Below are 19,728 nucleotides of genomic sequence, written 5' to 3'. Positions count from 1 at the left end.
ATTTATGTTGGTTAATTCTGAATATTGTATATGTAAAGAACATTCAAAACTATAAAAATGATTATACCTATTAATTAGTCAATTTGTAAAGTATTGTTGGATAATTATTGAAGAGATTAATATATATGGGGATGATTTCTTTGTTTTTATTGCATAGTATATTTTTTTATTTAGAAAAAAATAAGATACTAGAAAATATGGTATGATAGAATTGGAAAATAGTTTGTAAACTATTCAAAATGTGTAAATCTATGAGCGGATTGATAGGGAGGAAATAAGAATTAATGGAATGGAAGAATTTATATAGAGGCTTTATTATGGGAATTAGTGATTTAATACCAGGTGTGAGTGGTGGAACAATTGCCGTCATTTTGGGTATTTATGATCGTTTGCTAGATGCCATCAGTGGTTTTTTTAGTAAACGCTGGAAAGAGCAATTAGGTTTTTTAATACCGTTAGCGGTCGGAATGGGTACTGCTCTTTTATTGTTAAGCAGATTGATTGAATTTTTATTGGAAAATTATCATGAGCCAACACAATTCTTTTTTATTGGATTAATCATTGGTGTCATTCCACTTATGCTTAAGCAGGCACAGCCGAAAAAAAACTTTGGTTCCCGACATTATATTATTCTAGCATTAGCGGCTATTCTAATTGCTTCAATGGCTTTTTTAAACCCAGAAAAGACTACTGAACCAATAACCTCTTTATCTTTATTATCGATCATTGGGTTATTTTTCTCTGGCTGGCTTGCTAGTATGGCAATGCTGCTTCCTGGAATTAGTGGCTCGTTTATTTTACTGCTGCTTGGAGTATATTCAACAGCCATTAATGCATTATCTACATTAAATATCCCAGTAATCTTGGTTATTGGACTTGGTGCAGTAGTCGGATTTATTGGTAGTAGTAAAGGGATTAAATATTCACTATCCCATTTTCCGCATATCACTTATGCAATCATTATAGGGCTAATTCTTGGCTCCCTTTTCGTTGTTTTTCCAGGAATGGTTACAGGAATAACAACCCTTATATTCTGCTTGATTACTTTTATATTAGGCCTTAGTGTAACAATGCTTTTTGGTTCGGAAAAAAAGCTTATTAAAGGAAAATCTGATAAATAATAACAAATTAACGTTTATAGGAAAGAGAGAGATTGGATGAAATATCGCAAAGCGACTGTTGACGATATCAACTTGCTAGTGGAAATGAGGAAAATTCAATTAGTTGATGAAGGAATTAAAGCTGATAAAGATATTGATAACGAGCTGAAAACTTTCTTTCAGAAGAAATTAGCTGAAGGAACTCTTATTCAATGGGTAGTAGAGGTAGAGGAGCAAAACGAGATCATAGCAACAGGAGCAATTGTTAATTATGACTTTCCTCCTTCCTATACTAATAAGAGTGGAAAAAAAGCTTATGTAACCAATATGTATACGAAAAATGATTATCGTGGAAAAGGAATTGCTACAAGTCTATTAACAAAATTAGTAGACGAAGCCAAAAACTTAAACATTACGAAAATGTGGCTAGGCGCTTCAAAGCTTGGTAGACCTGTTTATAAGAAGTTCGGCTTTAAGGAAACAGATGAGTGGATGGAGTTGGAGCTATAAAGAGAAAAAGGCTGTCCTGCTTTAGAGGGCAGTTTTTTTTAATTGTTGAGGGGTTTTTTATCAACAGTTTGTAGGCGAGAGTGGAGTTTGATTAAAGACCGTTTTGTTAGGAAAAAGGGAGGAAAGTAACAGAGAAAGCTAGCTCAGCAAAGAAATTTGCTAAAACAATCCACAACCTTAATCAAAATTTACAAAATAAAAGGAGCCTCCCAAAAAAGGAGGCTCCTTATCAAAATCTATTAATTACGAATCAAATAATCAAAAGCACCTAAAGAAGCAGTTGCACCTGAACCCATAGAAATAATGATTTGCTTATAAGCACTGTCTGTACAATCTCCAGCTGCAAATACACCTGGTAGGCTTGTAGCGCCATGCTTATCAACAAGAATTTCACCCATTCTATTACGTTCAACAGTACCTTCTAACCAATCTGTATTAGGAACAAGACCGATTTGAACGAATACACCTGCAAGCTCGACATGTTTTTCTTCGCCTGTTTCACGTTCAATATAAGTAATACCGTCAACTTTATCAGTACCAGTAATTTCTTTTGTTTGAACATTTTTAAGAACTGTTACATTTGGTAGGCTATAAAGACGCTCTTGTAAAACAGAGTCAGCTTTTAATTCTGACATGAATTCAAGCACTGTTACGTGTTTCACAATTCCTGCCAAGTCAATAGCAGCTTCAATTCCTGAGTTACCGCCACCAATTACAGCAACATCTTTTCCAGTGAATAATGGTCCATCACAGTGTGGGCAATATGCTACACCTTTGTTCTTAAATTCTGCTTCACCAGGTACGCCAACATTGCGCCAGCGAGCGCCAGTTGATAGAATAACAGATTTACTTTTAAGTACCGCACCATTTTCTAACTCGATTTCTATTAAATCTTTTTTCTCTAGGCGTTTAGCACGTTGAAGGTTCATAACATCAATGTTATATTCTTTGACATGTTCTTCTAAACTAGCAGCAAGTTTTGGACCTTCTGTTTGTTTCACACTAATGAAGTTTTCGATAGCTAAAGTGTCCATAATTTGACCACCGAAGCGCTCTGCAACAATACCTGTGCGAATTCCTTTACGAGCAGCATAGATTGCAGCGCTTGCTCCAGCAGGACCACCACCGACTACTAATACATCAAAAGGATCTTTGTCAGCAAATTCAGAAGCATCAGCTGTGCTACCCATTTTTGCTAAAATTTCTTCTAATGACATACGACCACTGCCGAATGATTCTCCATTAAGGAAAACAGTAGGGACAGCCATGATATCCTTGCTTTCTACTTCTTCTTTGAAAGCTGCCCCATCAATCATTGTATGTGTGATGCCAGGGTTTAATAGACTCATCACATTCAATGCTTGCACAACATCAGGACAGTTATGGCAAGTTAAGCTAATGTAAGATTCAAAGCGATATTCACCTTTGATTGCTTTAATTTGATCGATTGCTTTTTGGTCTACTTTAGGAGCTCTACCACTTACTTGAAGTAAAGCCAATACTAAGGAAGTAAATTCATGACCAAGAGGGATACCGGCAAAAGTGATTCCAGTGTCCTCACCGACACGATTTACACTAAAGCTTGGTGTTCTCTCTAATTGGGTATTTTCTACTTTAATGTATGAAGACATGGTAGCTAGTTCATCAACTAGTGCTAGCATGTCGCGGGAAACATCATCAGAACCCGCGCTAACCTTAAGAACCACATCGCCTTCCATCATTTGCAGATATTGATTCAGTTGCCCTTTTATCTCATTATCTAATAACATATAGAGCCACTCCCTTAAATTTTACCAACAAGGTCTAGGCTTGGCTTAAGTGTTGTGCTACCTTCTTGCCATTTTGCTGGGCAAACTTCACCTGGATTGTTGCGAACATATTGTGCAGCTTTAATTTTGTTTACAAGTGTGCTAGCGTCACGGCCGATGCCATCTGCGTTGATTTCAACAGCTTGGATTTTACCATCTGGATCGATAATGAACGTTCCGCGATCTGCAAGACCAGCTTCTTCGTTTAGAATTTCAAAGTCACGAGAGATTTTTTGTGTTGGGTCACCAATCATGATGTATTCGATTTTACCGATAGCATCTGAATGATCATGCCATGCTTTATGTGTGAAATGAGTGTCTGTAGAAACAGAGTACACTTCTACACCAAGGTCTTTTAATGTAGCATATTCATTTTGTAAGTCTTCTAGTTCAGTTGGGCAAACGAAAGTGAAATCAGCTGGGTAGAAACAGAAAATGCTCCATTTACCTTTTAAGTTTTCTTCTGTTACTTCAATAAATTCACCTTTTTGAAATGCTTGAGCTTTAAATGGTGCAACTTCTCTTCCAATAATTGACATCTTTTAAATTCCTCCTATTATGAATAAAATTTATTACTAGTTTAGACGAATAATCCAAACTTATGCAAATAATAATTATTACAATTCAACATTTATTATTATATAAACCTAATTATTTTGTCAAGGATAAGATAGAACTTAATAATAATTATTTTAATTTTTATATACCATATTTCTCGCTTCCTTTTGTAAAAAGTAGATAACATTCGTATGAAATTTAAGTTATTTTTGTTGCATATTCAGTGATTTTCATTTGTTAAGGGTTTTTCTCAATTAAGGACCATAAACAAAATTTATTCGTAAAAGTCGTTCCCTCTACTAAACTTGTAGAAGGAATTTTAATCGTTTTAGTAGAAAACAGTATATAATAATTTTCGATAATTTAAAAAATTAAGTTATTTTATGGCGGGAAGGAAGTTTAAGATGAAACTAACATCTAGGGAAATGGAAAAATTAATGATTGTAGTTGCTGCAGATCTTGCCCGTCGCCGGCAAGGTAGAGGCTTGAAATTAAATTATCCAGAATCGATTGCCATTATTACATATGAAGTCTTAGAGGGTGCGAGAGACGGCAAAACAGTAGCAGAGCTGATGCAATATGGAGCAACTATATTGAAAAGAGAGGATGTAATGGAAGGCATCCCGGAAATGATCCCAGATATACAGGTAGAGGCAACCTTTCCTGATGGAACGAAGCTTGTTACCGTTCATAATCCCATACGATAAAGGAGAAGTGCAATGATTCCTGGTGAATACGTTTTGAAAAAGGAAGAAATTATTTGCAATGAAGGAAAAAATGCTATCACAGTAAAAGTGTTAAATAAAGGAGATCGTCCCGTTCAGGTTGGTTCTCATTTTCACTTTTATGAAGTAAATAATTCCTTGCAGTTTAGTAGAGAGGAGGCAGTTGGAATGCATTTAAATATCCCAGCCGGTACTGCTGTCCGCTTTGAACCAGGAGACGAAAAGGAAGTGCGGCTTGTTCCCTTTTCAGGGCAGAGAAAGGTCTATGGTTTAAACAATCTAACAAATGGTTTGGTATAAGAGATTGCGAGAAAGGAGGCTTATTAATGAGTTTTCGGATGACGAGAAATCAATATGCAGATATGTTTGGCCCAACAGTTGGAGACGCTATTCGCTTAGCAGATACAGAACTTTTTTTAGAGATAGAAAAAGACTACACGATATACGGAGATGAAGTAAAGTTTGGTGGGGGAAAAGTAATACGTGACGGGATGGGACAGCACCCGCTGGCTACACGGAAGGATACGGTTGACCTTGTCCTAACAAATGCCATTATTCTTGATTACACAGGAATATATAAGGCGGATATTGGCGTAAAAGATGGGAAAATTACAGCAATCGGAAAAGCTGGAAATCCTTTGTTGATGGATAGTGTCAATATAGTGATTGGAGCTGCTACAGAAGTAATTGCCGCAGAAGGAAAGATAGTTACGGCTGGTGGGATTGATGCACATATCCATTTTATCTGTCCTCAACAAATAGAAACGGCCCTTAGTTCAGGAGTTACTACAATGATTGGTGGAGGTACTGGTCCTGCAACAGGAACGAATGCAACGACATGTACACCGGGAGCTTGGAATATTCATCGTATGCTTGAGGCAGCAGAAGCCTTTCCGATGAATTTAGGGTTTCTTGGAAAAGGAAATGCATCAAGTGAAGACGCGTTGGCAGAGCAAATTGAAGCAGGAGCGATAGGCTTGAAGCTGCATGAGGATTGGGGGACTACAACTGCAGCTATTGATACAAGTTTAAAAGTTGCGGATAAATATGATGTGCAGGTAGCGATACATACAGATACTTTAAATGAAGGCGGCTTTGTTGAAGATACCATTGCTGCCATTGATGGACGAGTAATCCATACTTATCATACAGAAGGCGCAGGTGGGGGCCACGCACCAGACATTATAAAGGCAGCTAGTTATTCTAATATTTTGCCATCTTCTACAAATCCAACAAGACCTTATACGATAAATACACTGGAAGAGCATTTAGATATGCTGATGGTTTGTCATCACTTAGATCCATCCGTTCCGGAAGATATTGCATTTGCTGATTCTCGTATTCGCAAAGAAACCATTGCAGCAGAAGATATTCTTCATGACTTAGGCATCTTCAGCATGATTTCATCAGACTCTCAAGCTATGGGAAGGATAGGGGAAGTAATTACTAGAACATGGCAAACAGCGGATAAGATGAAAAAGCAAAGAGGGAAACTGGAGGAAGACAAGGGAGTTGGCGACAACTTTCGTCTAAAGCGATATGTATCAAAATATACGATTAATCCAGCAATTGTTCATGGAATTTCTGATTATGTTGGATCCATTGAAGTAGGAAAATTAGCTGATTTAGTTGTATGGGATCCTGCTTTCTTCGGAGTGAAACCGGATCTTATTTTAAAAGGAGGATTAATTGCTCATAGCATAATGGGGGATCCAAATGCTAGTATTCCCACACCACAGCCTGTTTTTTATCGGCCGATGTTTGCAAGTTTCGGTCGTGCAAAATATCAAACCTCGATGACATTTGTTTCAAAAGCAGCCTATGAAAAAGGAATTCATCAAGCGCTTAATTTGCAAAAAATAGTTAAGCCTGTTGCTGGAATAAGAAAATTAAAAAAAGCAGATATGCTTTTTAACGGAGAGACGCCAACCATTGAAGTTGATCCGCAAACCTATGAAGTAAAGGTGGATGGAAAGCTTGCGACATGCGAGCCAGCAAAGACGCTGCCAATGGCACAGCGATATTTTTTATTTTGAGGTGATTAAGATGATTATTGAAAAGATTGTTGGAAATATAGCAACATTAGAAAAAAGAGCAAATCACGTAGAAAGAGTTTATTTGCACAGCGATGATTTATTAAAAAGAGTCCAGCGAGTTGTGACAGACCATGGAAAGGAAATCGGCATTCGCTTAGCAGATAAGAGGGACCTCCTTGATGGAGATGTATTATACATGGATGATAAGAATATGATTGTCATTTCTGTGAAGGAAGATGATGTTCTAACCATTCAGCCATTAAGCATCCAGCAAATGGGTGAAATTGCACACCAGCTTGGAAACCGTCATTTACCTGCACAATTTGAAGGCAATGAAATGATTGTTCAATATGATTATTTGGTAGAAGAATTATTACAGCAATTATTAATTCCCTATAAAAGAGAGAATCGAAAGGTAAAGCAGGCCTTCCGCCATATTGGGCATAGCCATGACTAATTCTTTATATCCATTGCTGCAGCTAAGTGATTCTAACTTTCCTTCAGGGGCTTTTTCTCACTCCTTTGGCTTGGAAACATATATCCAAGAAGGGACAGTGACGGATAAGCACAGCTTTTATAAGGCATTAACAATTTATTTAAAGAAACAGCTCGTCTATGTAGATGGTCTTGCCTTTCACTTAGCATATGAAGGAATCGCAACAAGTAGCTGGGATAAAGTTTTAGAAGTAGATAGAATTTTATACGTTTCCTCTCTAGCTGAAGAAACAAGAATGGGAAATAAAAGAATGGGGGAAAGGATGGCTAAGCTCTGCCAAGACCTCTATCACTCTGCTAATATAACAAAATATATTTCCCATATAAAAGAAAAGGATGCTTTTGGACATACAAGCATTGTATTTGCGATTCTTGCTCACTATTTGAATGTGGAAGAAGTGCTTGCTATGAAAACCTATCTTTTTACATCCGTCTCTTCCCTTGTTCAAAATGCTGTGCGCGGCATCCCTTTAGGACAAACAAATGGACAAAAGATACTGGTTGAAATCCAGCCGTTAATAGATACGTGTGTGGATACCATTATGGGGTTAACAATAGATGATTTTGCGAGTGTTAGTCCCGGACTTGAGATAGCACAAATGAGGCATGAACAGTTACATGTCCGTCTTTTTATGTCATAAGTTTAATTATTTAGCAAATGGAGAGTGAAATAAATGGAAGCAATACGAATTGGAATCGGAGGCCCAGTTGGTGCAGGGAAAACGATGCTTGTTGAAAAATTAACTCGTTCTATGCAACATGAGCTTAGCATGGCCGTTGTAACAAATGATATTTATACGAAAGAGGATGCATTATTTTTACTGAAAAATGGTGTGTTGCCAGAAGATCGAGTTATCGGTGTAGAAACAGGAGGATGTCCTCACACCGCCATTAGAGAGGATGCGTCAATGAATTTCGCAGCTATTGATGAGCTAAAGGAATTACATCCAGACTTAGAGCTAATATTTGTCGAAAGTGGTGGAGATAACTTGGCTGCAACCTTTAGTCCAGAGCTTGTAGATTTTTCTATTTATATTATTGACGTAGCTCAAGGAGAAAAAATCCCACGAAAAGGTGGGCAAGGGATGATTAAATCGGACTTGTTTATTATTAATAAAATTGATTTAGCTCCATATGTTGGTGCGAGCTTGGAAGTGATGGAGCGAGATACGATTGCAGCAAGAGGAGAGAAGCCTTATATTTTTACAAACTTGAAAGAGGAAATTGGACTTTCAGAAGTAGTGGAATGGATTAAAAAGCAAGCATTTCTCATTGGACTATAGATAATGACTTATACAGGTGTTTTGCAATTTTCTGCAAAGAAAAGACAACATAAAACAGTGCTTAGTGATTGTTATTATGAAGGAGCTATGAAAATTACGCGGCCAGTTTATTTAGAAGAAAGTGCACCATCCATTTATTGTATTCATGTAGGAGGAGGCTATGTGGATGGAGATAGATATAAAACATCCATTTGTGTGGAGGAAGACGCCGCAATCTCTGTTACCACCCAATCCTCTACAAAAATATATCGAACACCAATGGATTATGTGAAGCAAGATACGGTGATTACCCTTGAAAGAAATAGTATATTAGAACACTTTCCTGATCCTATAATCGCTTATGAACAAGCTAAATATTTTCAAAATACAGTTGTACATATGGAAGAAGGATCCTGTTATTTTGCTAGTGATATCATCACTCCTGGATGGGCGGCGGATGGGAGTTTCTTTAAATATGCATGGATTCGCTCCAAGCAAAAAATATATAGAAATAATAAACTAATCTTCTTTGATCATCTTTATTTGAAACCGGAAGAAGACTTTACATCTATTATGCAAATGGAAGGTTTCACCCATATTGGAACACTTGTACTTGTACATGACCAAGCGGATCGCTCCTTTTATCAAGAATTGAATCACTTAGTGGAAAAGGAGGAAGAGGATATCCGCCTTGGTATTTCCAAACTACCTGAAAATGGAGTCATTTTACGCATTTTAGCTTGTAATACCGGAGTAATTGAGCGAATCTTTCAATCAGTGCATACCTATGCACGGAAGTTTCTTTTAGGAAAAGAAGCACTTAGATGGAGAAAATACTAACATAATAAGTCAAACGGAGGAACATCAATAATGGAATTTGGATTGCTGTCCATCTTATTATTTGGACTAATACTTGGATTTAAGCATGCATTAGAACCAGATCATGTAATTGCAGTTTCTACGATTGCGAGTAGAAGCAAAAATTTATGGAATTCCTCTTTGTCTGGGGTATTTTGGGGAATTGGACATACCTTTACATTATTTGTATTTGGGTTAATTGTCATTGGATTAAAACAGGAAATATCAGATCCAGTAGCGATGTCTTTGGAATTTATAGTTGGCATCGTCCTTGTTTATTTAGGAATTTCAAATGTTTTTTTAAAAGAAAGAAAAACACATTCCCATCACAGAAATGGAGCAACTTCTTATTGGAAGTCCACTTTATTAGGATTAGTTCATGGGCTTGCGGGAAGTGCAGCAATGGTTCTATTAACGATGAGTACAGTACATACCATATGGGAAGGTGCAATTTATATCATTATTTTTGGTATAGGGACCTGTGTCGGCATGTTACTATTTACTACTGTATTAGGTGTCCCATTTGTATTCTCAAACAAAGGGGTAATGGTAAATGCCCTTTTTACAAAAATCACAGGAAGCATCAGTATCCTATTTGGAATTTATTATATGTATAACATCGGAATCAATGATGGTTTATTTAAGATTTGGATATAAGATCATTACTAGAGGCTGGGACATAAGCATTTCAACTAATAATAAACACGAACTTTTTATGTAGATAATTTACATGAATGTTCGTGTTTATTATTTTAGAAAAAGGTTTAAAAACGAAGTGAAATGGAGCGGAGGACGCTCGACTCCTGCGGGAAATAGAGGAAAGGCTGAGACCCCGCAGGCGTGCCGAGGAGGGCACTGAAAAAGTATAGTTTTTTCAAATTAAATAAGAATTTATTTATTTGAAAGCGAATATTAAGTTGGTTTGGAGAGGTGAACGCTTGACTCCTATGGGAGCAGCGAGAAAGTCCGAGACCCTGCAGGAGCGTAGCGACGAAGCGGCTCGGCGCTCGCCCCATGGAAAGCAAGTGGTCACCTCGGAAAACAATTTACACTCTAAGTTTAAAAGGCGGTTATGACCAATCATCAATAGCTATCAGTTTTTCAGTGGTCTCCGTGCCGAGAAGGCTCAGCTTCCTCCCCGGCGCATCGTACGTCTGTAGCGCAATGAAACGACTTAGTTTTAGACTTGACTATATTCGAAAACATAGATAACCATCATAAGAGAGTAGCTTTATTTAAGACCTAAATTAGAGATTATTCGTCTTTAAAAGTTAGTTATTTAGTCTTGTCCCAGCCTCTTTTAAATCCCCACTTTATTGAATCAAGACTGACTTCTTTCTACTTCTCCATGAATACTTTTTAAAACAATAAATAGTAATTAATATTCAATAGAATTTTTCTTTTTAATAATACTTCAAATTAGGGAGAAGATAGTAAGAATAAGATAAAAAAATGGTGGGAGACAATATGATCGGTCATAGTCTGAAGACAATCATGGTATTTGTTGGAGTTTACCTTCTTTATATTGTAATTTCTTGTGTCATTGTTCCTTATTTTTATCATCCCAAGGCAGACCCTTTTTGGAAGCCAACGACTAAACTCAATCAGAATGATAAAAAAGTGGTCTCGCCTGATAAAGTCGTTTTATTACAAGATAGGGAAGACTCAGGTCTAGCAAGGCTGCAATTGATAAAGAACGCAAAGGCATCTGTTGATATATCCACTTATGCGATTCAAAAGGGACCATATGCAGATTTATTCTTCGGCTGTTTGTTTGATGCAGCGAATCGTGGTGTCAAAGTAAGGCTTTTATTAGATGGCATAGTCAATCAATTCAACAAAGATTTACGTTTATATAGCTATGCGATATTTACTCATCCAAATATCAAATTGAAGTATTATGAACCTCTTCATTTAGGAAAGCCTTGGACATGGAATAATCGATTTCATGATAAGCTATTTATCATTGATAGTGAACTTGCTATAGTGGGGGGAAGAAATATAGGGGATAAATACTTTAGCGCAGCAGGAACAAAAGGAGCGTCAAATGATCGAGATGTTATTGTATTTACAGAGGAACAAAAGGATACCAGTGTATTAAAGAAAATAGATGATTATTATCAATATGTTTGGGAACATCCTTTTTCAAAGAATGCAGTTAAAAAAATATCACATAGGAAGATACAATTAGGGAAAGAAAAAGAGGAAGAAGCAATGGACCTTCTAACACATGCAAAAGATGTGTATCCATTGCCAATAGATAAAGCAATAGATTGGAAAAAAGATGCTTATTCAACTGACAAGGTATTTTTGCTGCACAATCCACATCAGCGGGTTAATAAAGATCCATTAATTTGGAAGGAACTAATTTCTTTAACCGAGCAATCTACAAAGTCCATTTACTTAGAAAGTCCATATATTGTTCCTACGAAGAAAATGCTTGAATATGTAAAGCCAGAGAAAATAAAAGTAGATCATTGGAAGGTGCTGACAAACTCTGCTGCATCAACACCTAATATGGTTGCTTTTTCAGGATATTGGTCAAACAGACACTCTATCATTAATTGGGTCGATGAATTATTTGAATATCAGGAAAAGACAGAGTCCCTTCATGGAAAAACATATATATTTGATGAAAAAATTAGTTTGATTGGTTCCTACAATGTAGATGCCAGAAGTACGTTCCTAAACACAGAAACCATGCTTTTGATTGATAGTGAAGAATTTGCTCACTTTTTGCAGAAAGAACTAAATAAAACGGTCGATAACCATAGTCTTCAGGTTTCAGAAGATGGAAGCTATAAAGCAAAAGAAGATGTAGAGCAAGCAGATGTGGCATTTTGGAAGAGAATAGCTATAAAAACTTTAGCTCCTATCATCAAATTGTTTGCATTTTTAGTTTAAAGGAAGAAGTGAATGAGAATATTTTCTAGGAAATATATAAATATATCGTTAAAAGCCTCCTTGTTTCACGTGAAACTTGGAGGCTTTAAATGGTTTAATAAAGAACCATACCTGCATGAGTTTATATTTTTTTAAAAGAAAAGTACAGGGGAATGGAAATTGTCTAATACAAAGGGAAAAGGTAAGCAATTGCTTTGCCCCCTATAAAAGGGAAGGTAAGCACAGGAATAAGGATACAAGAGAAGATTTTCACTATTCAACTAAATAAAAAGAAAAGCCGGCATCTCGAAGAATGTGTGGCTTTAAGCAGGTGAATAATAACGGAAAAAAACAAAGCGTGAGGAATAAAGTTCATCAACCTAACCCAAAAAGTAAAAACAAGTAGCTACCTAATCAGGCAGCCTCTATCTCACTCATTAATGCATGCATATTCCCCTCGGAATCACGAAAGAAGGCCATCCAGGTTTCGGTAGTTCCCATCTTAGCAACAAGGTGTGGTTCACTTTCCATAAGAACCTTCTTCTTCCTTAACTTCTCATAAGCTGATTTGATATCCTCCACTTGAAAATAGATCGTTGAGCTTAGATGATCAAATTCTTCATTTTCAGGTAGAGTGATAAGTAAACGCAAACCGTTACAAACAAAAAAGGCCATATTATCTGTTTGAAACAAAAGTGGAAGGTCAAGTTTTTCTTTATAAAAGTGAACGGCTTGTTCTAAATTTCTTACTGTTACGCCAATTTGTCCAATTTTTTGTATCAAAATAGTTCTCCTTTCTATGAAATTATCAGATAAATCCATTATATAGTATAAATATTTCCAAAATCTATCAAATATCTAATGGAGGATTTACTTTTAAAGTATGGAGGTATCTTAACTATATCAAATTTAAAAGAGTAATAATCTGTAAACTAGTTCATCCTGATAGGAAGAAGGGAGGATGAGGATGTTTTCTCTAGACGATCTTGATAAATTCGCATGGGCCTTTTTCGTTATATTGCCTATTGTTAGCTTGATTCATGCCTCTGGACACCATTTTTTTGTTTGGCTGTTTGGCGGAAAGGGTGATTTGATCGTTGGAAAGGGGAATGAGCTATTCTGTATTGGTCCCATCCATGTTCATTTGTTCTATTTTATAGATGCAACTTGCTATTATAAAGGAATTGAAGAAAAAAAGAGATGGCAACGGATTTTAATTCATAGTGGAGGAATTTTATTTAATCTATTGTCCGTTTTAGTAATAAATTTATTCATTATGCAGGATGTTTTCCCAAGAAGCTCCTTTTTCTATCAGTTTGCGTATTTCTCCCTATACTATATCTTCTTTGCGTTGCTTCCTTTTGATTATGGAGAAAATGCACCAAGTGATGGCAAGGCCATTCTATTGGCATGGAAACAGAAGAAGTAAGAGAGAAAGTGACTAATTTGGGAATAAATATTGCTCATTTGGGGTATATGACAAAAACTACAAGATCTATAGAAGGAGGAATGGCGTTATGTTAAACCAAGCGAGAAAAGAGTTTCATATAGTAAAAGGAATTGCTCCGAATGTAAATCAGGAAGCGTTATTTAATAATAAAAGAAAAGTGTTTCTATTTGGCTCTCCGAGTTATACAAATATTGGCGATCAGGCCATAGCGTATGCGGAAGAGAAATTTATTAAAAATTGCTTCCCTTACTATGAATATATTGAAATTATGGATTATGCAACAGAGGAAGGAATCGATTTAGTTAAAAAGATTATTAAAACGGATGATGTTGTTTGTTTTACCGGTGGAGGAAATTTAGGAAGCCTGTACTTGGATATTGAGGAGGATCGCAGAAAGGTCATCGAGTCATTTAAAGATTACCGAACGATTGTGTTCCCTCAATCTGCCTTTTTTGAGGATACAGAGGAAGGACAAGCAGAAAAGAAAAAAAGCCAAGAAGCATATAACAAAAATCCTAACCTCACTTTAGTAGCAAGAGAGAATCAGACATTAGAAATCTTAAAAGATACTTTCCAAGCAAATGTACTGTACACTCCAGATATGGTGCTATCCCTTTCCATTGAACCAAGGGACCTTGAAAGGGAAGGTGTTCTATTCGTTCTAAGAGCAGACAAGGAAAAAGTAACAGAAGAAAATTTTGTCTCAGACTTAATGAACTTGGTTGGAAAAGATAATCCAGTGGAACGAACGGATACGGTGCTTTCAGAAGTTGATGTGATTGATTATGCTGATCGTGAACCTCAATTATTAAAAATGCTTGATAAAATTGGTTCTAAAAAATTAATAATCACAGATCGGTTGCATGCAATGATCTTTTCAATTATCACAAAGACTCCTTGCTTGGTATTCGGGAATAGCTACGGAAAAGCGAAGCACTCGTATAATGATTGGCTACATGAATTATCATTTATTGAGTATACCGATAATAAGGATTTAAACGAGCTTCCAGCTATTATTGAAAGATTACAAAGTGCTGAGCCCAATAAGATTGATGTTAGAGAGGATTTTCAAGTGTTGAAGGATTTTTTTAGAGGGTAAAAGTAGTAAAGGAGTATCCGTTTAGGATATCTCCTTTTACTATGTAGTTTCCGATAATTTACTATGCTCCAAAAATTTTTGATCCATGGACTTCTTTCATCTCTAACTGAACAGATAGAACTGGAAGGTTAGCAGAGGTAATCCCTCCACCAGGAAGAATAATGATTTTTCCAGCAGCGTATTCGATATAACTTTTCAGCGTAGGTATATTATCTTCAATTTTAGTAGATAGAGGACCACCATGTGTTAATATCCGGTTTACCCGATGGGAAATGAGCCAGTCGATTGCTTGGTTCTTTAACTCAGGAGCAATATGATCAAAGGCCATATGAAAGGTAACCTCCAAACCAGTAGCAGCGGTTAAGCATCTTTCCATTGCTTCTTCATCAATCCATTGCCCTTTATTTAAACAACCAATTACCACTCCATTAACACCAAGCTGTTTAAAAAGATGAATATCCTGGCACATAATATCCACTTCATCTTCGGTATAAATAAAATTCCCACCTCTTGGACGAACAATTGCCATTACTTTAGTATTGGTATTTCGACAAAAGGAGATAGTTTTAGCAGCAACACCATAGCTAACAGTCGTTCCCCCTACAGATAGATTATCGCAGAGCTCAATCCGATCTGCACCATTTTGAATAGCTCTTGGGACGAGTGTGAAGTTTTCTACGCAGATTTCTTTTATCATTGTCTCAACACCTTTTAATTAACGTCTAATTTAGCTAGTGTACCATATATTTACTGTGAAAAATCGGTTATACTTGATGAAATATAAAATTTAGAAAATTAGGGAAATAAGGAGAGGGAATTGAGTGATATTACATACTTCTATTCAAGGAAAAGGAGAACCGATTGTATTTCTTCATACTGGTTTGCAAACAGGGTTAACAGATTTTGAGTATCAAAGAGCTTTTTTTCAAAGGCATTACCAGGTGATTTCTCCTGATTTAAGAGGGCATGGGCATTCTGTAGTATCCAATTTTTCTAATTTCTTTGATGAATCTGCTAATGATTTGTTTGAAACGTTGGAGCATGTAGGAATAGACTCTGCTCATATTGTAGGAGGATCAATAGGAGCATTGGTAGCCATCATTTTTGCAAAAAAGCATCCTAAAAAAGTAAAGAGTTTAACTATCTCGGGGGTTATGCCCTTAAAGCCTGATAATTGGGAAGAGTTACATCTTAAAGACATAGAGCAACAAAGTCACCTTTTGCAAAAGGAAGAGGTAGCTGATTATTTCAACCAAATTCATAGAGGGGATTGGAGAGAAGCCCTTTTAATAACACAAGATTCAACGTGGTATCCATTTCATGAAATTAAGGATATACATGCATTAAAGATGCCGATTCTTTGCATAGTAGGCGAAGGAAAAAGAGACGAGATAGAGGGCGCTTGCTATTATCAAGAAATAAATTCGAATATGCACATTGCAGTTGTTCCTTTTGCGGCACATTTAGTTCAGGATGAACAGCCGGAGATTTATACTAAAATGTTAGATTCTTTTCTGATGAAATATGGCGATGCAAACATAAAAATGGGTGAGGAAAGTTAACCACTTATTAAAAAGTAAAGTGGGTCTTGTTTTATAATTTCCAATATGTTAAAGTATTTGGAAAATAAGAGGTGATTGAAATGGTTAAACGTACGCACAGCATCAACCTTTCACAATTACATCATCATAAAAAGTAGTCTTGCTATTTCGATTTAAAAATCGTACATAGGAAGACTATTTCTCATGAAACCGCATTTGATTAAGTTTTAACTACTTAAATCAAGGGCGGTTTTTTATTTTATTTTAAACAGGGGGCATGAAAAAATGAAGAAGATGATTTACCAAAATGTTAAAGGAACAATGGATTATTTACCGAGAGAGGAAGAAATCAGAAGAAATATTCGGAGAACAATGGAAGATGTATTTATTCAGTATGGCTGCAAACCGCTTGAGACACCTATCTTAAATTACCAAGAATTGCTTGCTTCTAAATACGCAGGTGGAGCGGAAATTTTAGAAGAAATGTACACTCTTTCTGATCGTGGCAAAAGGGAGCTGGCGTTGCGCTATGATTTAACCATTCCCTTTGCGAAAGTGGTAGCGATGAATCCAACGCTAAAAATGCCTTTTAAACGCTATGAGATTGGCAAAGTATTTCGAGATGGTCCGATAAAGACGGGGAGATATCGAGAGTTTACACAATGTGATGTCGATATTGTAGGTGTTCCATCGCAAATGGCAGAAGCAGAGCTTATGATGATGGCTTTGAATATTTTTGATAAATTAAAGATGGAAGTAACGATTCAATACAATAATCGAAAATTATTAGTTGGGTTTCTTCGTCAATTGAATATTGCGGATCAATTGATAAATCGGGTGATTTTGATAGTAGATAAAATAGAAAAAATTAGTAAAGAAAAAATAAAGGAAGAACTAAGAGATGCTGGATTAGAACAAACAGTAATAGAGGAGATTGATGCTTTTTTACAAAAGGATTTAATCGGCATAATAGAGTACTATCAACAGCTGGCAGAAAAAGAAGAGAGCATTAGAAAGGGGCTGGAAGAATGGAATGAATTACAATCGTATATAAAGAAGTTTGGACTGGAGCAATATTGCGTATTCAATCCGTTTCTTGCGAGAGGTCTTGAAATTTATACTGGAACAATCTATGAAATTTTCTTAACTGATAAGAGAATAAAGTCGAGCATAGGTAGCGGCGGAAGATATGACAATGCGATAGGCGGATTAATTGGCTCAAAGCAAACCTATGCAACAGTGGGTATTTCCTTTGGGTTGGATGTTATATTATCTGCTCTTTTATTAGATAAAATAGATTTTGATGATGCAAAGCTGGATTACTATATTATTCCGATTGGTCGACCGCTGGAAGCTTTTTTAGTTGCGAAAACACTTCGTGACAAAGGCTTTAAAGTAGAGCTCGAGTTAGGAAAGAAAAAACTGGTGAAAGCTTTAGATAAAGCAAATAAAGAAGGTGTCAAAAAGGTGATTATACTAGGAGACGAGGAAGTGGCAGGCAATATGTATAAAGTGAGAGATATGAAAACAGGAGAAGAATGGATAGTGAATTTCGAATATTAATCATTAGACGAGGCAGTAGATGGGAGACATTTACTGCTTTTATTTATGTGAGAGTTGATTCAAAGGATATTAGCAAGTTAAAAAAATAGTCTCTAAGCCCGAATGGAAGGAAAAACGAGCAGGAAGGTAACAGAGAATCCGTCTCTGAGCCCGAGCGGAAGAAAAAAGGAGCGCGGAGGTAACAGAGAACCCGTCTCTAAGCTCGAATGGAAGAAAAAAGAAGCGCGAAGGTAACAGAGTGATCAAAACAAAGCCCATTTTTCATAAAAAAGAAGGTAATAGAAAAAACACGCTCCTATTCGTTTTCAAATCAATCAAAACCCCCTTTCCTACTACAGCTAAAAGCATTTTCCAAAGACCCGTCTTCAACAGACTATTTCCAAAACAAAAGAAGCATACTACAAAAGAAAAAATTAAGATGAAAGTTTATTCGTTGTAATGTTACTTAAATGATGATAACATAAAGTTATGTAACATTATTAGGAGGCGAACGGATGGAATATGTCGATCCTATAAAAGAAATTGAAAGTATTAATGCGATTAAAGAAGTATTGCGTAAACAATCACAAAGAGATTTGTTGCTTTTTGTGTTAGGTATAAATACTGGGATAAGAGTAAGCGATTTACTCGCATTGAAGGTTCAGGATGTAAAAGATGAATCTGGAATGAAAGAGTTTTTGTATCTTCATGATGCTGATGAAGTAAAAGCATATTATTTAAACGGTAAGGTGCATACGGAGTTAGAGAAATATATGGAGGAACGGGAATTCAAAGAGGATGAGTTTTTATTTAAATCGCAGAAAAATAATCAACCAATCACTCGCCAGCAAGCCTATCGGATTATTAATAAGGCGGCGAAGCTAGTTGGAATTCCGGGGAAAATTGGAACCCATACGTTGCGAAAAACTTTTGGCTATCATGCATATCGAAAAGGGATTGCGATTTCCTTACTGATGAATGTATATAATCATACTTCGAGGGCAGAAACGTTAAAATATATTGGGATTGATAAGCAAGAAAAGCGTTTAGTAAAAGTGGATGTCAATCTTTAAAAAAAACCTCCACCAAACTAGGTGGAGATTAGTCAAACTTATAAATAGTCATCATCATTACTAGCATCTGTATCAATATCAACATTAGTTAATTCGTTAACGATGTCCTCATGGACTTGAACTTGCAATGTATCTTTATCTTTCATAAATTTAAAAACACCATTATTGAAATCAGTGCCTTGTTCTTTAAAGAAAATTCCTTCATACATTACATGTTTTGTATGATTGAAAATTAGGCGATAGCCATTTCCCTCTTTTACTAAATACGCACGTACACCTTTTTCATATTGGCCTTCTGGATTTTTCAAAAAGCGTGCAACAGAAATAATATGAAGATCAATAAAAGGGATTTCACGCAATAAGGAATTAATAATGGAGCCTTTAGCAATTTGTTCCCAACGACTTTGTGCAGTTTGACCAAGAACAATTTGTGTGATTTTCTTCTCTCTAGCTACTTCTGCAATCACTTTAGAGATTGGTCGCGATTCCTTATCTTTAATGATAAATGCGTCGGCACTATGACGTTCAGCTAATTCTTTCCATCTAGCAATATAATTTGATTTTTCTGCATCCAACTCATCAAATGGTTTCGGATCAACCGTAAGGATATAAAGTGGACAATCAAGCATATTCGCTATTTTACAGCCTCTTTGTATAAGGCGTTCACCGTTAGGTCCGTAATAAACGCATACTAAAATACTTTCATCCATGCGTTCTTTTCCATTTACCATAATTTTTTTCACCTCAATAGATGTGAATGATTTACACCACTAATAATAAACTATGTA

At 36.1% G+C, this 19,728-nt stretch carries 21 protein-coding genes; 16 read left to right on the top strand and 5 right to left on the bottom strand.

Features of this window, described 5'->3' with window-relative positions; genetic code table 11:
• Positions 1-284 precede the first annotated feature (284 nt).
• Complete coding sequence (locus ACTQ5K_RS11810; RefSeq protein WP_031535444.1) at positions 285-1,121, top strand: DUF368 domain-containing protein; 837 nt, start codon at positions 285-287, stop codon at positions 1,119-1,121.
• Positions 1,122-1,157: 36 nt separating this feature from the next.
• Positions 1,158-1,610 (top strand): GNAT family N-acetyltransferase, encoded by a 453-nt coding sequence (locus ACTQ5K_RS11805; protein ID WP_441993953.1) that lies wholly within the window; start codon positions 1,158-1,160, stop codon positions 1,608-1,610.
• Between the two features lie 239 nt (positions 1,611-1,849).
• On the opposite strand, the gene ahpF is transcribed toward ACTQ5K_RS11805, so the two are convergent.
• Positions 1,850-3,379: an alkyl hydroperoxide reductase subunit F gene (gene ahpF, locus ACTQ5K_RS11800; protein WP_031535440.1), complete on the bottom strand. Its 1,530-nt coding sequence runs from the start codon at positions 3,377-3,379 to the stop codon at positions 1,850-1,852.
• Positions 3,380-3,393: 14 nt separating this feature from the next.
• Entirely contained in the window at positions 3,394-3,957 is a 564-nt protein-coding gene (gene ahpC / locus ACTQ5K_RS11795) for an alkyl hydroperoxide reductase subunit C (protein ID WP_031535438.1), read from the bottom strand.
• Positions 3,958-4,380: 423 nt separating this feature from the next.
• On the opposite strand from ahpC, the gene ACTQ5K_RS11790 reads away from it, so the two are divergent.
• From ACTQ5K_RS11790 to ACTQ5K_RS11750, 9 genes are all read left to right on the top strand, one after another.
• On the top strand, positions 4,381-4,683 hold the full coding sequence (locus ACTQ5K_RS11790; protein WP_031535436.1) for an urease subunit gamma: 303 nt from the start codon (positions 4,381-4,383) through the stop codon (positions 4,681-4,683).
• 12 nt (positions 4,684-4,695) lie between these two features.
• Positions 4,696-5,001: an urease subunit beta gene (locus ACTQ5K_RS11785; RefSeq protein ID WP_048718649.1), complete on the top strand. Its 306-nt coding sequence runs from the start codon at positions 4,696-4,698 to the stop codon at positions 4,999-5,001.
• A 26-nt stretch (positions 5,002-5,027) separates the two neighbouring features.
• Positions 5,028-6,737: an urease subunit alpha gene (gene ureC / locus ACTQ5K_RS11780; protein ID WP_048718651.1), complete on the top strand. Its 1,710-nt coding sequence runs from the start codon at positions 5,028-5,030 to the stop codon at positions 6,735-6,737.
• A gap of 10 nt (positions 6,738-6,747) precedes the next feature.
• On the top strand, positions 6,748-7,194 hold the full coding sequence (ureE, locus tag ACTQ5K_RS11775) for an urease accessory protein UreE (protein ID WP_048718653.1): 447 nt from the start codon (positions 6,748-6,750) through the stop codon (positions 7,192-7,194).
• Positions 7,187-7,873: an urease accessory protein UreF gene (locus tag ACTQ5K_RS11770; protein WP_048718656.1), complete on the top strand. Its 687-nt coding sequence runs from the start codon at positions 7,187-7,189 to the stop codon at positions 7,871-7,873. Before ureE ends, ACTQ5K_RS11770 begins: the two co-directional genes overlap by 8 nt.
• Positions 7,874-7,906: 33 nt before the next feature.
• Positions 7,907-8,515 carry an urease accessory protein UreG gene (gene ureG, locus ACTQ5K_RS11765; RefSeq protein WP_031535427.1) on the top strand — a complete coding sequence of 203 codons (609 nt, stop codon included), beginning with the start codon at positions 7,907-7,909 and terminating at the stop codon, positions 8,513-8,515.
• Positions 8,516-8,518: 3 nt separating this feature from the next.
• Complete coding sequence (locus ACTQ5K_RS11760; protein ID WP_031535425.1) at positions 8,519-9,334, top strand: urease accessory protein UreD; 816 nt, start codon at positions 8,519-8,521, stop codon at positions 9,332-9,334.
• Positions 9,335-9,364: 30 nt separating this feature from the next.
• Positions 9,365-10,009 carry an urease accessory protein UreH gene (locus ACTQ5K_RS11755; protein WP_031535423.1) on the top strand — a complete coding sequence of 215 codons (645 nt, stop codon included), beginning with the start codon at positions 9,365-9,367 and terminating at the stop codon, positions 10,007-10,009.
• 810 nt (positions 10,010-10,819) lie between these two features.
• Complete coding sequence (locus ACTQ5K_RS11750) at positions 10,820-12,256, top strand: phospholipase D-like domain-containing protein (RefSeq protein WP_031539290.1); 1,437 nt, start codon at positions 10,820-10,822, stop codon at positions 12,254-12,256.
• Positions 12,257-12,649: 393 nt separating this feature from the next.
• Here the strand turns inward: ACTQ5K_RS11750 and ACTQ5K_RS11745 are convergent, their stop codons facing one another.
• Positions 12,650-13,057 (bottom strand): VOC family protein, encoded by a 408-nt coding sequence (locus ACTQ5K_RS11745; protein ID WP_031539289.1) that lies wholly within the window; start codon positions 13,055-13,057, stop codon positions 12,650-12,652.
• 145 nt (positions 13,058-13,202) lie between these two features.
• Between ACTQ5K_RS11745 and ACTQ5K_RS11740 the strand changes: the two genes are divergently transcribed.
• Together ACTQ5K_RS11740 and ACTQ5K_RS11735 are read left to right on the top strand one after the other, a co-directional pair.
• Positions 13,203-13,664, top strand: a complete 462-nt coding sequence (locus ACTQ5K_RS11740) for a hypothetical protein (protein ID WP_031539288.1) — start codon at positions 13,203-13,205, stop codon at positions 13,662-13,664.
• Positions 13,665-13,752: 88 nt separating this feature from the next.
• Positions 13,753-14,784: a polysaccharide pyruvyl transferase family protein gene (locus ACTQ5K_RS11735; RefSeq protein WP_031539287.1), complete on the top strand. Its 1,032-nt coding sequence runs from the start codon at positions 13,753-13,755 to the stop codon at positions 14,782-14,784.
• A 61-nt stretch (positions 14,785-14,845) separates the two neighbouring features.
• Here ACTQ5K_RS11735 and ACTQ5K_RS11730 read toward each other — a convergent pair whose 3' ends face one another.
• On the bottom strand, positions 14,846-15,481 hold the full coding sequence (locus ACTQ5K_RS11730) for a copper homeostasis protein CutC (protein WP_031539286.1): 636 nt from the start codon (positions 15,479-15,481) through the stop codon (positions 14,846-14,848).
• A gap of 124 nt (positions 15,482-15,605) precedes the next feature.
• On the opposite strand from ACTQ5K_RS11730, the gene ACTQ5K_RS11725 reads away from it, so the two are divergent.
• The 3 genes from ACTQ5K_RS11725 to ACTQ5K_RS11715 all read left to right on the top strand — a co-directional run bounded on the left by ACTQ5K_RS11725 (position 15,606) and on the right by ACTQ5K_RS11715 (position 18,940).
• Positions 15,606-16,346 carry an alpha/beta fold hydrolase gene (locus tag ACTQ5K_RS11725; RefSeq protein WP_441993952.1) on the top strand — a complete coding sequence of 247 codons (741 nt, stop codon included), beginning with the start codon at positions 15,606-15,608 and terminating at the stop codon, positions 16,344-16,346.
• A 264-nt stretch (positions 16,347-16,610) separates the two neighbouring features.
• On the top strand, positions 16,611-17,888 hold the full coding sequence (locus ACTQ5K_RS11720; protein WP_031539284.1) for a histidine--tRNA ligase: 1,278 nt from the start codon (positions 16,611-16,613) through the stop codon (positions 17,886-17,888).
• A gap of 494 nt (positions 17,889-18,382) precedes the next feature.
• Positions 18,383-18,940: a tyrosine-type recombinase/integrase gene (locus tag ACTQ5K_RS11715; protein ID WP_441993951.1), complete on the top strand. Its 558-nt coding sequence runs from the start codon at positions 18,383-18,385 to the stop codon at positions 18,938-18,940.
• A 38-nt stretch (positions 18,941-18,978) separates the two neighbouring features.
• Here ACTQ5K_RS11715 and ACTQ5K_RS11710 read toward each other — a convergent pair whose 3' ends face one another.
• Positions 18,979-19,671, bottom strand: coding sequence for a universal stress protein (locus ACTQ5K_RS11710; RefSeq protein WP_441993950.1), 693 nt, complete (start codon positions 19,669-19,671; stop codon positions 18,979-18,981).
• Positions 19,672-19,728: the final 57 nt, after the last annotated feature.

The organism is Niallia sp. Sow4_A1 (genome assembly GCF_052116745.1).
GTDB lineage: Bacteria > Bacillota > Bacilli > Bacillales > Cytobacillaceae > Niallia > Niallia hominis.
Note: the sequence above shows the minus strand (reverse complement) of the source record. Positions and strands in the feature narration are given on the sequence as shown.